General features: G+C 71.4%; 11 protein-coding genes. 10 read left to right on the top strand and 1 reads right to left on the bottom strand.

Features of this window, described 5'->3' with window-relative positions; genetic code table 11:
• Positions 1-9: 9 nt before the first annotated feature.
• From MILUP08_RS32790 to MILUP08_RS32760, 7 genes are all read left to right on the top strand, one after another.
• Positions 10-981, top strand: a complete 972-nt coding sequence (locus MILUP08_RS32790) for a Rossmann-like and DUF2520 domain-containing protein (RefSeq protein WP_007466066.1) — start codon at positions 10-12, stop codon at positions 979-981.
• Complete coding sequence (panC, locus tag MILUP08_RS32785; RefSeq protein WP_007466065.1) at positions 978-1826, top strand: pantoate--beta-alanine ligase; 849 nt, start codon at positions 978-980, stop codon at positions 1824-1826. The genes MILUP08_RS32790 and panC overlap by 4 nt, the downstream gene beginning before the upstream one ends.
• A 42-nt stretch (positions 1827-1868) precedes the next feature.
• Positions 1869-2297 (top strand): aspartate 1-decarboxylase, encoded by a 429-nt coding sequence (panD, locus tag MILUP08_RS32780; protein ID WP_007466064.1) that lies wholly within the window; start codon positions 1869-1871, stop codon positions 2295-2297.
• 96 nt (positions 2298-2393) lie between these two features.
• Entirely contained in the window at positions 2394-3290 is an 897-nt protein-coding gene (locus tag MILUP08_RS32775; protein ID WP_007466063.1) for a septum formation family protein, read from the top strand.
• Positions 3291-3398: 108 nt separating this feature from the next.
• Positions 3399-5093 carry an L-aspartate oxidase gene (locus tag MILUP08_RS32770; RefSeq protein WP_007466062.1) on the top strand — a complete coding sequence of 565 codons (1695 nt, stop codon included), beginning with the start codon at positions 3399-3401 and terminating at the stop codon, positions 5091-5093.
• The gene (gene nadC, locus MILUP08_RS32765; RefSeq protein WP_007466061.1) at positions 5090-5986 is read left to right on the top strand and encodes a carboxylating nicotinate-nucleotide diphosphorylase; all 897 of its coding nucleotides are present in this window, start codon (positions 5090-5092) and stop codon (positions 5984-5986) included. The genes MILUP08_RS32770 and nadC overlap by 4 nt, the downstream gene beginning before the upstream one ends.
• A 17-nt stretch (positions 5987-6003) precedes the next feature.
• Positions 6004-6762 (top strand): type III pantothenate kinase, encoded by a 759-nt coding sequence (locus tag MILUP08_RS32760; RefSeq protein ID WP_007466060.1) that lies wholly within the window; start codon positions 6004-6006, stop codon positions 6760-6762.
• Positions 6763-6766: 4 nt separating this feature from the next.
• Here MILUP08_RS32760 and MILUP08_RS32755 read toward each other — a convergent pair whose 3' ends face one another.
• On the bottom strand, positions 6767-7504 hold the full coding sequence (locus tag MILUP08_RS32755; protein WP_007466059.1) for a class I SAM-dependent methyltransferase: 738 nt from the start codon (positions 7502-7504) through the stop codon (positions 6767-6769).
• A gap of 89 nt (positions 7505-7593) precedes the next feature.
• Between MILUP08_RS32755 and lysS the strand changes: the two genes are divergently transcribed.
• The 3 genes from lysS (at position 7594) to MILUP08_RS32740 (ending at position 12684) form a co-directional block, all read left to right on the top strand.
• The gene (gene lysS, locus MILUP08_RS32750) at positions 7594-9102 is read left to right on the top strand and encodes a lysine--tRNA ligase (protein ID WP_007466058.1); all 1509 of its coding nucleotides are present in this window, start codon (positions 7594-7596) and stop codon (positions 9100-9102) included.
• Positions 9103-9215: 113 nt separating this feature from the next.
• The gene (locus tag MILUP08_RS32745) at positions 9216-9560 is read left to right on the top strand and encodes a histone-like nucleoid-structuring protein Lsr2 (protein ID WP_007466057.1); all 345 of its coding nucleotides are present in this window, start codon (positions 9216-9218) and stop codon (positions 9558-9560) included.
• A gap of 580 nt (positions 9561-10140) precedes the next feature.
• Positions 10141-12684 carry an ATP-dependent Clp protease ATP-binding subunit gene (locus MILUP08_RS32740; RefSeq protein ID WP_007466056.1) on the top strand — a complete coding sequence of 848 codons (2544 nt, stop codon included), beginning with the start codon at positions 10141-10143 and terminating at the stop codon, positions 12682-12684.
• Positions 12685-12779: the final 95 nt, after the last annotated feature.

Below are 12779 nucleotides of genomic sequence, written 5' to 3'. Positions count from 1 at the left end.
ATCGTCGTCATGAGCGCACCGCTGCGCCCGCGCCCGGCCGCCCAGTTTGGGCCTGCCACACCGCGGGACCGCGCCGTCACCGGCGCCCCTCCTTCCCGTCTGCTCACGGTCGGCGTCGTCGGCGCCGGTCGGGTCGGTGCCGTCCTGGGCGCCGCGCTCGCCGCCGCCGGGCACCGGGTGGTGGCCGTGGCGGGCGACTCCGGGGCCAGCCGCGCCCGTCTCGCCCTGCTGCTGCCCGAGGTGCCGCCCAGCCCGGTCGCCTCCGTCGCCCGCGCCGCCACCGACCTGCTGCTGATCGCGGTGCCGGACGACGCGCTGGCCGCAGTGGTCGCCGACCTCGCCGGGCGAGGAGCCCTGCACCCGGGCCAGGTGGTCGCGCACACCTCGGGCGCGCACGGTCTCGCCGTGCTGGCGCCGGCCGCCGCGGTCGGCGCCCGGCCGTTGGCCCTGCATCCCGCCATGACCTTCACCGGTACGCCGGACGACCTGCCCCGGCTGGCCGGCATCTCGTACGGGGTGACCGCCCCGACCGACCTGCGCCCGCTTGCCGCCCGGCTGGTGGCCGACCTGGGTGGCGTGCCGGAGTGGGTGGCCGAGGCGGACCGCCCGCTGTACCACACCGCGCTCGCGCACGGCGCGAACCACCTGGTCACCCTGGTGAACGAGGCGACCGACCGGCTGCGGGACGCCGGGGTGGCCCGTCCGGAGAAGGTGCTCGCCCCGCTGCTGCGGGCCGCCCTGGAGAACGCGTTGCGCCTCGGCGACGACGCGCTCACCGGGCCGGTGTCCCGGGGCGACGCGGGCACTGTCGAGCGACACCTCGCCCGGCTGGCCGCCACCGCGCCGGAGTCGGTCCCCGCGTATCTGGCGCTGGCCCGGCGTACCGCCGACCGGGCGATCGCCGCCGGCCGCCTGCGGCCGGTGGACGCGCAGTCGCTGCTCGGCGTGCTCGCCGAGTCGAGCCGGGAGGTGGCGGCATGACGCAGGTCGTGCACACGCGCGCCGAGTTGGCCGAGGCCCGGGCAGCGCTGAAGGGCACCGTCGGCGTGGTGATGACCATGGGCGCCCTGCACTCCGGGCACGAGACGCTGCTGCGCGCGGCCCGGGACCAGGTCGACCACGTGCTGGTGACGATCTTCGTGAACCCGCTGCAGTTCGGGCCGAACGAGGACTTCGACAGGTATCCGCGCACCCTCGACGCCGACCTGGAGGTGTGCCGGCGGGCCGGCGCCGACCTCGTCTTCGCGCCGTCGGTGGCCGACATGTACCCCGACGGCCAGCCCCGGGTACGCCTCGACCCGGGCCCGCTCGGCGGGGAGCTGGAGGGCGCGAGCCGCCCCGGCTTCTTCCACGGGGTACTCACCGTCGTCCTGAAGCTGCTCCAACTCACCCGTCCTGACCTGGCGTTCTTCGGCGAGAAGGACTATCAGCAGCTCACCCTGGTGCGACGGATGGCCCGGGACCTGGACGTCCCGGTCGAGGTGATCGGCGTGCCCACCGTCCGGGAGCCGGACGGGTTGGCGCTGTCCAGCCGCAACCGATACCTGAGCGAGCCCGAGCGGGCGGCGGCGCTGAGCCTGTCCGCCGCGCTGCGGGCCGGGGCCCGGGCCGCCGACGACGGCCGGGACGCGGGGGAGGTGCTGTCCGCCGCGCACGCCGCGTTCGGCGCCGGCGCGCCCGGCGCTCAGCTCGACTACCTGGTGCTCACCGACCCCGAGCTGGAGCCGGGACCGGTCTCCGGGCCGGCCCGGCTGGTGATCGCCGCCTGGGTGGGCACCACGCGCTTGATCGACAACGCCGCGATCCACCTCGCGCCTCGCGCCTGACCCGGCCCCCCACCACCAATCTTTTCGCGAAAGGCGAGACTGATGCTCCGGACCATGCTCAAGTCGAAGATCCACCGGGCCACGGTGACCCAGGCCGACCTGCACTACGTCGGTTCGGTGACAGTGGACGAGGACCTGCTCGACGCCGCCGACCTGCTCCCCGGCGAGCAGGTCGCGATCGTGGACATCACCAACGGCGCCCGGCTGGAGACGTACGTCATCCCGGGCGAGCGGGGCAGCGGCGTGATCGGCATCAACGGCGCCGCCGCGCACCTCGTGCACCCCGGTGACCTGGTCATCCTGATCTCGTACGCGCAGATGGACGACGCCGAGGCCCGGTCGTACCGGCCGCGGGTGGTGCACGTGGACACCGACAACCGGGTCGTCGAGCTGGGTGCGAACCCGGCCGTGGCGGCCCCGGGCACGGCCGGCGACCCGATGCCCAACCCGTACGCCGTGTCCGGAGTCTGATCCCGCGGGACGCGATTCCGGTCTGTCACCGGAAGGTCATGTGCGGTTACCCTGAGCACGCTGGCGGAAGCCGGTAGGTGGCTGGGGGAGGCCGCGATGCGCCGTGCCATGACGACCCTGTTCGCCACTGCCGTCACGGCAGTGTTGCTTGTCGGCTGCGCCGGGTCCGGTGGCCTGGACGGCGACCTGACCGACGACTGGGCGGCGCTGCCACCGGCCACGGCGTTCACGCCGGCCGCCGGGGTGTGTCAGGCCGCCGACTTCGTCGAGGTGGTCACGCTGGCCGCCTATCAACCGATGGACTGCGCCGGCCCGCACCGGGTGGAGACCGTGCACGTGGGGGCGTTCCCGGCCGAGCGGGCCGCCGCCCCGGCCAACGGTTCGGTGGAGCTGCGCGGCGCGTTCGCCGAGTGCGACACCCGGGCCTCCGCGTACGTGGGCGACGACTGGCGGGCCGGGCGACTGCGGCTGTCGGTGGCGCTGCCCTCGGGGCCGGGCTGGGCGGCAGGTTCCCGCTGGTACCGGTGCGACCTGACCGAGCTGACCACTGTCGAGGCGGCGGCAACGGTGGTGGTCCGCTCGGGCAGCCTGCGGGACGCGTTGAAGGGGGCCTCCGCGCTGCGCTTGGGCTGCCAGCAGACCCGCACCGGGGCGGGCCGGGGCGTGCAGACGCTGGTCCCGGTGGAGTGCGGCGCTCGGCACGACGCCGAGTTCGTCGGCGTGTGGCGTGCGCCGGACCGGCCGTACCCGACCAGGGACGCCGACTGGGCGCCGCTCTACACCGGCTGCCGCAGCGTCCTCGGCCGCTATGTCGGCGTACCGGACGACTCCGACCTGCGGTTCCGCAGCGGCGTGGTGGTGCGCCCGCCCGGCGCGGGGCGTTGGCGGGTCGGTGACCGGGGGGTCCGCTGCTACCTGTGGCTGAGCGACCGTACGGTGACGGCTTCGTTGAAGGGCGCGGGCCCGGCCGGCCTGCCGGTGCGGACGAAGTGAGCACTGCCGTCCGGTCGGCGCGGCGCGGTCCGCGCCGGACGGCGTAGCCCAAACCACTCGTCCCGCCCCCGCCGCCCCCGGCGAGGATCGTTCGGGTTGACTGGTGGGATGGACCAACCGACCGTCGACCTGCCGGCCCTGCCCAGACTGCTGGCCGCACCCGAGCCCGGCTGGGTGGAGACCACCGACGTGATCGTGGTGGGGTCCGGGGTGGCGGGGCTGACCGCGGCGTTGCACCTGCGTGAGGCGGGCCTGCACGTCACGGTCGTCACCAAGGTCAACATCGACGACGGCTCGACCCGGTGGGCACAGGGCGGCATCGCCGCGGTGCTCGATCCGGCGGACACCCCGGCGGCGCACGCCCGGGACACCGAGATCGCCGGGGTGGGGCTCTGCGACCCGGCGGCGGTCCGGGTGCTCGTCGAGGAGGGGCCGACCCGGCTGCGGGAGCTGATGCGGATCGGCGCCGAGTTCGATCGCCACCCCGACGGTTCGTTGATGCTGACCCGGGAGGGTGGGCACCGCGCGGACCGGATCGTGCACGCCGGCGGGGACGCGACAGGCGCCGAGGTGCAGCGGGCCCTGCACGCCGCCGTGCAACGCGACCCGTGGATCCGGCTGGTCGAGCACGCCCTGGTGCTGGACCTGCTGCGCGCCCCCGGTGACGGCCCGGACGGGCTCGGACCGGCCTGCGGGATCACCCTGCACGTGCTCGGTGAGGGCAGTGAGGACGGCGTCGGCGCGCTGCTGGCCCGGGCGGTGGTGCTGGCCACCGGCGGGATGGGGCAGATCTTCGCGGCCACCACCAACCCGGCCGTCTCCACCGGAGACGGGGTGGCGCTGGCGATGCGGGCCGGCGCGGCGGTGACCGACGTGGAGTTCGTCCAGTTCCACCCGACCGCCCTGATCACCCCGCCCGGCGCGGGGGTGCCCGGCGCCGGGCACGCGCAGCAGCCGCTGGTCTCCGAGGCGCTGCGCGGTGAGGGCGCGTACCTGGTGGACTCCGACGGCAAGCGGTTCATGGTGGGCCAGCACGAGCTGGCCGAGCTGGCCCCCCGGGACGTGGTGGCCAAGGGCATCCACCGGGTGCTGCTGGCCACCGGCGCGGACCACGTCTTCCTCGACGCGCGGCACCTGGGCGGGGACTTCCTGGCCGGACGGTTCCCCACCATCGTGGCGTCCTGCCTGGCGATCGGCGTGGACCCGGCGACCGACCTGATCCCGGTGGCACCGGCCGCGCACTACGCCTCCGGCGGCGTCCGCACCGACCTGCGCGGCCGCACGTCGATCCCCGGCCTGTACGCGTGCGGCGAGGTGGCCTGCACGGGTGTGCATGGCGCGAACCGGCTGGCCAGCAACTCGCTGCTGGAGGGTCTGGTCTTCTCCCGACGGATCGCCGAGGACATCGCGGCCGGCCTGCCCGAGCAGGTTCAGCCGGCGGACACCGGCGCCTGGCGTGGTGGCGCGGGCTGGGTGCTGCCCGCCGAGGTGACGCCGGCCCTGCAACGGGCGATGACCCGGGGGGCCGGGGTGCTCCGATCGGCGTCGACGCTGGCCGGGACGGCCGGAACGCTCACCGAGTTGGGCGCGGCCCGGGGCCGACCGCGGACCGCCGACTGGGAGGCGACAAACCTGCTCACGGTGGCGTCGACGCTTGTCGCGGCGGCGTACGCCCGTGGTGAGACCCGCGGTTGCCACTGGCGGGAGGACTTCCCGACGGCCGACGAGCGGTGGCTGGGCCACCTGGTCGGGTCGGTCGGGGCGCAGGGCCGGGTGACGGAGCAGTGGGAGGGGAACTCGTGATCGAGTCGACGGAGACGGCGTTGCGGGCGGCGGGGTTGGATCCGGCGCACGTACGGCAGGTGATCGAGGGCGCGCTGGTCGAGGATCTGGGGCCGGACTTCCTCGACGTAACCAGCGTGGCGACCATCCCGGCGGAGCAGACCGACACCGCCGACCTGGTGGCCCGCGCCGACGGGGTGGTGGCCGGCCTGGCCGTGGCCGCCGCCGTGTTCGAGCTGGTGGGCGACGTGACCGGCTCCGGTCGTACCGTCGAGGTGTCGGAGCTGGCCCGCGACGGTGAGCGGGTGGCCCGCGGCGACGTGCTGGCGACGGTGACCGGCCCGACCCGGCTGCTGCTCACCGCCGAGCGGACGGCGCTCAACCTGCTCTGCCGGATGTCCGGGGTGGCCACCCACACCCGTGCCTGGGCGGACGCCCTGGCCGGCACGAAGGCGATGGTGCTGGACACCCGCAAGACGACGCCGGGCCTGCGGGCGCTGGAGAAGTACGCGGTGCGGGCCGGCGGGGGCACCAACAAGCGGATGGGCCTCTACGACGTGGCCATGATCAAGGACAATCACAAGCTGGCGGCCGGGGGCATCACGGCGGCGTACCGACGGGTCCGGGAGGCGTTCCCGGAGGTGCCGGTGCAGGTCGAGGTGATCACTGTCGCCGAGGCGGTGGAGGCGGTCGAGGCCGGGGCGGACTTCCTGCTCTGCGACAACATGACCCCGGAGGTACTGGCCGAGGCGGTGGCCGCCGTGGGTGACCGGGCGGAGCTGGAGGCGACCGGCGGGCTGACCCTGGAGGTGGCGGGCCGGTACGCGGCCACGGGTGTCGACTTCCTCTCGGTGGGCGCGTTGACCCACTCGTCGCCGATCCTGGACATCGCGCTGGACCTGCGCGTCGAGTAGTTGTCTAGGCTGCGTGCGTGCTGCTCTGCATCGACATCGGAAACACCAACACCGTGCTGGCGACCTTCGACGGCGACAAGCTGGTGCACTCCTGGCGGATCAAGACCGATGCCCGCTCGACGGCGGACGAGCTGGGCCTGATGTTCCGGGGCCTGCTCGCCGGGGACAACGTCGAGATCACCGGCGTGGCCGCCTGCTCCACGGTGCCCGCCGCGTTGCGGTCGCTGCGGACCATGCTCGGCCGGTACTACGCCGACCTGCCGAGCGTGATCGTCGAGCCGGGCGTGCGGACCGGGGTGCAGTTGGCGATCGACAACCCGAAGGAGGTGGGCGCCGACCGGGTGGTCAACACGCTTGCCGCGTTCACCCTCTACGGCGGGCCGTCGATCGTTGTCGACTTCGGCACCACCACCAACTTCGACGTGATCAGCGGCCGGGGCGAGTTCCTCGGCGGCGCGTTCGCCCCGGGCATCGAGATCTCCTTCGACGCGCTCGCCGCCCGCGCGGCCCAGTTGCGCAAGGTCGAGGCCACCAAGCCCCGCTCGGTGATCGGCAAGAACACCGTGGAGTGCCTCCAGGCCGGCCTCTACTTCGGGTTCGCCGGGCAGGTCGACCGGATCGTCGAGCGGATGACCGAGGAGTTGGGCGAGGTGAAGGCGGTGATCGCCACCGGCGGCCTCGCCTCCCTGGTGATCAACGAGTGCCGCACCATCACCCACCACGAGCCGATGATCACGCTGATCGGCCTGCGGATGGTCTACGAACGCAACCTGTAGACCCTCAGCGTCGTCGGGCGCGCAGCACCAACGTCCGGTACGGCAGCTCGACTGTCTCCCGGCCGGCCAGGGCGGGGTGGGTGGCCAGGAGTTCGGTCAGCTCCCCCTCGACCCGCTGCCGATCCGCGTCGGAGGCGGTAAGCCAGTAGGAACGAGTGCGGATCATGCCGCGTACCTCGTCCGGGGTGAGGGTCGTGCGGTGCGTGAACTCGCGCGTCTCGATGGTGCCGAAGGCCGGACCGAAGTCCGCGTACTTCACGACGATGTTGCCCGACTTGTCGTCGAGGTGGGCGATCCGGCCCAGCTCCGCCACCCAGTCGACGCGGTCGTCCCGGATGTTCCAGACCGGGGCGAAGGTGCCGCCGGGGCGCAGCACCCGGGCGATCTCGGCGTGCGCGGGCTCCCGGTCGAACCAGTGGTACGCCGTGCCGACAAGCACCGCGTCCGCCGCCCCGTCGGGCAGCGGCACGGCCTCGGCGCTGCCCGCCAGCGCCGTCGTGCCCGGGGTGCTGCGGGCGAGTTGCGCCCGCATCCCCGGATCGGGCTCGACGGGTACGACCTGGTGGCCGAGGGCCTGGACGTCGCGGGTCAGGATGCCGGTGCCCGCGCCGAGGTCGACGATCCGTGCGTCGCGGAGCCTGTCGAGTGCCCACCGGATGGCGGCGTCGGGATAGTGGGGACGAAACCGGTCGTAATCGCTCGCCGCGGCACCGAAGGAGAGGGCGTGAGTGTGATCGACCATGACGGGCAGGTTATCCGGTAACGGGCCCCGGACCGCTTGAGTACGCTCGGGCCTGACCCCCTGTATCTCCCGTGACGAGGAAGCGTGCCGTGAGCGAGCAGAACGCCGTGCCAGTGGACCCCGCCGACGACCTTCCCGAGCAGATGAAGGTCCGCCGGGAGAAGCGGGACCGGATGCTCGCCGAGGGAGTCGAGCCCTATCCGATCGGCTTCCCCCGCACCACCACCCTGGCCGAGATCCGGGCCCGCTACGCGGATCTGCCCACCGACACCGCCACCGGCGACGAGGTCTCGGTCACCGGCCGGGTGATCTTCGTACGCAACACCGGCAAGCTCTGCTTCGCCACCCTGCGCGACGGCGACGGCACCGAGTTGCAGGCCATGCTCTCCCTGGACCGAATCGGTCCGGAGCGGCTGGAGGCCTGGAAGCGCATGGTCGACCTGGGCGACCACGTCGGCGTGACCGGCGAGGTGATCACCAGCCGCCGGGGCGAACTGTCCGTGCTCGCGCAGCGGTGGGAGATGACCGCCAAGGCGCTGCGTCCGTTGCCGGTGGCTCACAAGCCGCTCTCCGAGGAGGCTCGGGTCCGGCAGCGCTACGTCGACCTGATCGTCCGGCCGCAGGCCCGGCAGATGGTCCGCACGCGGGCGGCGGCGGTGCGCAGTCTGCGCGATTCACTGCACGGCCAGGGCTTCATCGAGGTGGAAACGCCGATGCTGCAACTCCTGCACGGCGGCGCGGCGGCCCGACCCTTCGTGACCCACAGCAATGCGTTGAGCACCGATCTGTATCTGCGAATCGCTCCGGAACTGTTTCTGAAGCGCGCGGTCGTTGGTGGTGTGGACCGCGTCTTCGAGATCAACCGCAACTTCCGTAATGAGGGTGTCGACTCTTCGCACTCGCCCGAGTTCGCGATGCTGGAGACGTACCAGGCGTACGGCGACTACGACACGATCGGCGAGCTGACCCGTAATCTCGTGCAACAGGCGGCGATCGCGGTCAGCGGTTCGACGGTGGTGACCCACGCTGACGGGCGGGAGTTCGACCTGGGCGGCGAGTGGCGATCGGTGACCCTGTTCGGGTCCCTTTCCGAAGCGCTCGGCGAGGAGGTCACGGTCCGCACCGACCGTTCCCGGCTGGTGGAGTACGCGGACAAGGTGGGATTGGCCGTGGATCCGAAGTGGGGCCCCGGCAAGCTCGCCGAGGAACTGTTCGAGGAACTGGTCGTCCCCGGCCTGCAGGCGCCCACCTTCGTCCGCGACTACCCGGAGGAGACCAGCCCGCTCACCCGGGGCCACCGCAGCGAGCCGGGGCTGGCCGAAAAGTGGGACCTCTACATCCTCGGCTTCGAGCTGGGCACCGGGTACTCCGAGCTGGTCGACCCGGTGGTGCAGCGGGAGCGGCTGGTGGCCCAGGCGCAGCTCGCGGCCCGTGGCGACGACGAGGCGATGCGTCTCGACGAGGACTTTCTCCGGGCCATGGAGTACGGAATGCCGCCGGCCGGGGGTATGGGAATGGGAATCGACCGGCTCTTGATGGCCCTGACCGGCCTCGGAATTCGGGAAACGATCCTCTTCCCGTTGGTCCGCCCGGAGTAGTCGGCCGCCAACTCCCAGCGAGTCGTAACGGCCTCCTATTGACGCGACGAGCAGCGCGGGGGTTATTGTGCTCTCGTTAAGCAGGAGCGCCCTGCTCGAAAGGAATGTGGGACGTGGCCAAGCAGATCATTCACAAGCTGGTCGATGACCTGGACGGTGGGGACGCTGACGAGACCGTCAAGTTCGCGCTCGACGGCGTTCAGTACGAGATCGACCTGTCCGGCGCCAACGCCGCGAAATTGCGCGACGTATTCGCGCCGTACGTCGGGGCCGGCACCAAGGTGGGTCGCGGCGGCGTGGTGATCGGTGGGCGTGCCGCCCGCGGTCGCGGTGGCGCCACTGCCGACCGGGAGCAGAACAAGGCGATCCGGGAGTGGGCCAAGAAGGCCGGCAAGGACATCTCGGACCGGGGCCGTATCCCGCAGGAGATCGTCGACGAGTACCACGCCAAGCGCTGATCCGTTGAGCTGACCGGTGGCAGCCGCCACCGCAGGGCGACACCGACGCCGGGCCGGAGCATCCTCCGGGCCGGCGTCGCCGTATCCACGTCCGGTTTGGGGGGATTCCTGGATCGGTTCGCCTGGGTTTCGCGGATCGGGACGTTTTCCGGCCCGACCGGCGTTGTCCACAGGCGGTGGAGTAACTATCCACAACCTGTGGACAACTTCCCGAAAGGGTCGGGCGAGGCTTCCCCCGCGAGGGTCGGGAGCGGTGCCCGGTCCCACCGATCGGCCCTCCCGGAGCCTCCGGAGGCCGTCGGAGGCCCTCCCCGGGCCCCGTGGGGCCCCGCAGAGGGCTTCCGTGGAGTCGGTCGGATTTCGCTCTGCGCGTAGCGCCAGGGGTACCGGAACACCTCCTGAGCGCGGACGGTTGTGCAAAACGACGTGGAACTGACCCAGACCGGAGAGACACGACCTCAGCTGAGTCGGTCAGCGACGATAGAGTAAGGAGGCACGGACGCCCGTCCTGGACGTTCGTGCACCGGCCCCGCCAAGATCTTGACCATCAAGGCGCACGGCACGTGAGGAGCACGAGGGCATGTTCGAGCGGTTCACCGACCGAGCGCGACGGGTTGTCGTCCTGGCCCAAGAAGAGGCCCGGATGCTCAACCACAACTACATCGGTACGGAACACATCCTGCTGGGCCTGATCCACGAAGGTGAAGGCGTCGCGGCAAAGGCCCTGGAGAGCCTCGGCATCTCCCTGGAGGGCGTCCGCCAGCAGGTCGAGGAGATCATCGGCCAGGGCCAGCAGGCGCCGAGCGGGCACATCCCGTTCACGCCGCGGGCCAAGAAGGTGCTGGAGCTGTCGCTGCGCGAGGCGCTGCAGCTCGGCCACAACTACATCGGCACGGAGCACATCCTGCTCGGGCTGATCCGCGAGGGTGAGGGCGTCGCCGCCCAGGTGCTGGTCAAGCTCGGCGCCGACCTCAACCGGGTCCGCCAGCAGGTGATCCAGCTGCTCTCCGGCTACCAGGGCAAGGAGCCCGCCGCTGCGGGCGCCGCGCCGGGTGAGGCCGCGCCGTCGACCAGCCTCGTGCTGGACCAGTTCGGCCGCAACCTGACCCAGGCCGCCCGTGAGGGCAAGCTCGACCCGGTCATCGGGCGCGAGAAGGAAATCGAGCGGGTCATGCAGGTGCTCTCCCGCCGTACCAAGAACAACCCGGTCCTGATCGGTGAGCCCGGCGTCGGTAAGACCGCCGTGGTGGAGGGGCTTTCCCAGAAGATCATCAAGGGCGAGGTGCCCGAGACTCTGAAGGACAAGCAGCTCTACACGCTCGACCTCGGTGCGCTGGTCGCCGGTTCCCGCTACCGCGGTGACTTCGAGGAGCGCCTCAAGAAGGTGCTCAAGGAGATCCGCACCCGCGGCGACATCATCCTGTTCATCGACGAGATCCACACCCTGGTGGGTGCGGGTGCCGCCGAGGGCGCGATCGACGCGGCGAGCATCCTCAAGCCGATGCTGGCCCGTGGTGAGCTGCAGACCATCGGTGCCACCACGCTCGACGAATACCGCAAGCACCTCGAGAAGGACGCCGCTCTCGAGCGCCGGTTCCAGCCGATCCAGGTGGGTGAGCCGTCGCTGGCGCACACCATCGAGATCCTCAAGGGCCTGCGCGATAGGTACGAGGCCCACCACCGTGTGAGCATCACCGACGCGGCCCTGGTCGCTGCCGCGACCCTGGCCGACCGGTACATCTCCGACCGCTTCCTGCCGGACAAGGCGATCGACCTGATCGACGAGGCCGGCGCCCGGATGCGGATCCGTCGGATGACCGCGCCGCCAGACCTGCGTGACTTCGACGAGCGCATCGCCCAGGTGCGTCGTGACAAGGAGTCCGCGATCGACGCGCAGGACTTCGAGCGCGCCGCCCAGCTGCGCGACAAGGAGAAGCAGCTCCTCGGCCAGAAGGCTCAGCGGGAGAAGGAGTGGAAGGCCGGTGACCTGGACGTCGTCAGCGAGGTCGACGACGAGCAGATCGCCGAGGTGCTCGGCAACTGGACCGGCATCCCGGTCTACAAGCTGACCGAGGAGGAGACCTCGCGCCTGCTGCGCATGGAGGACGAGCTGCACAAGCGCGTCATCGGCCAGGAGGACGCGGTCAAGGCGGTCTCGAAGGCGATCCGGCGTACCCGGGCCGGCCTGAAGGACCCGAAGCGCCCGTCGGGCTCGTTCATCTTCGCCGGCCCGTCCGGTGTCGGTAAGACCGAGCTGTCCAAGGCGCTCGCCGAGTTCCTCTTCGGCAGCGAGGACGCCCTCATCCAGCTGGACATGTCCGAGTTCCACGACCGGTACACGGTGTCCCGCCTCGTGGGTGCCCCTCCCGGCTACGTCGGCTACGACGAGGGCGGGCAGCTGACCGAGAAGGTGCGGCGTCGGCCGTTCTCGGTGGTCCTCTTCGACGAGATCGAGAAGGCCCACCCGGACGTGTTCAACACGCTCCTGCAGATCCTGGAGGACGGTCGGCTCACCGACGGTCAGGGCCGGATCGTGGACTTCAAGAACACGGTCATCATCCTGACCACCAACCTGGGCACCCGCGACGTGGCCAAGGCCGTGTCGCTGGGCTTCCAGCAGTCGGAGGACTCCGAGTCCAACTACGACCGGATGAAGCAGAAGGTCAACGACGAGCTCAAGCAGCACTTCCGGCCTGAGTTCCTCAACCGGATCGACGACACCATCGTCTTCCACCAGCTGCGTCAGAACGAGATCCTCTCGATCGTGGACATCATGATCCGGCGGATCGAGACCCAGCTGCACAACAAGGACATGGGTCTGGAGCTCACCGACAACGCCAAGAAGTACCTGTCCAAGAAGGGCTTCGACCCGGTGCTCGGTGCCCGTCCGCTTCGTCGCACGATCCAGCGCGACATCGAGGACAACCTGTCCGAGCGGATCCTCTTCAACGAGCTGACCCCCGGTCAGATCGTCGTGGTGGACTGCGAGGGCGACCCGGAGGACATCGACAAGTCCAAGCTCGTCTTCCGGGGCGCGGACAAGCCGGTCGAGGTTCCGGACGCCGTCCCCGCCGACCTCGGTGGCACCGCCGCCGGCACCGCCGCGGCAGGCGCCGACGAGTAGCACGACCAGCAGCAAGGGGCGGGGCCCCGGTGGCGCAAGCCACCGGGGCCCCGCCTTTTCGTCGTCACGCAATCGCGTGCCATCGTCCAGGTGAC

This window comes from Micromonospora lupini str. Lupac 08, assembly GCF_000297395.2.
Classification (GTDB): domain Bacteria; phylum Actinomycetota; class Actinomycetes; order Mycobacteriales; family Micromonosporaceae; genus Micromonospora; species Micromonospora lupini.
Note: the sequence above shows the minus strand (reverse complement) of the source record. Positions and strands in the feature narration are given on the sequence as shown.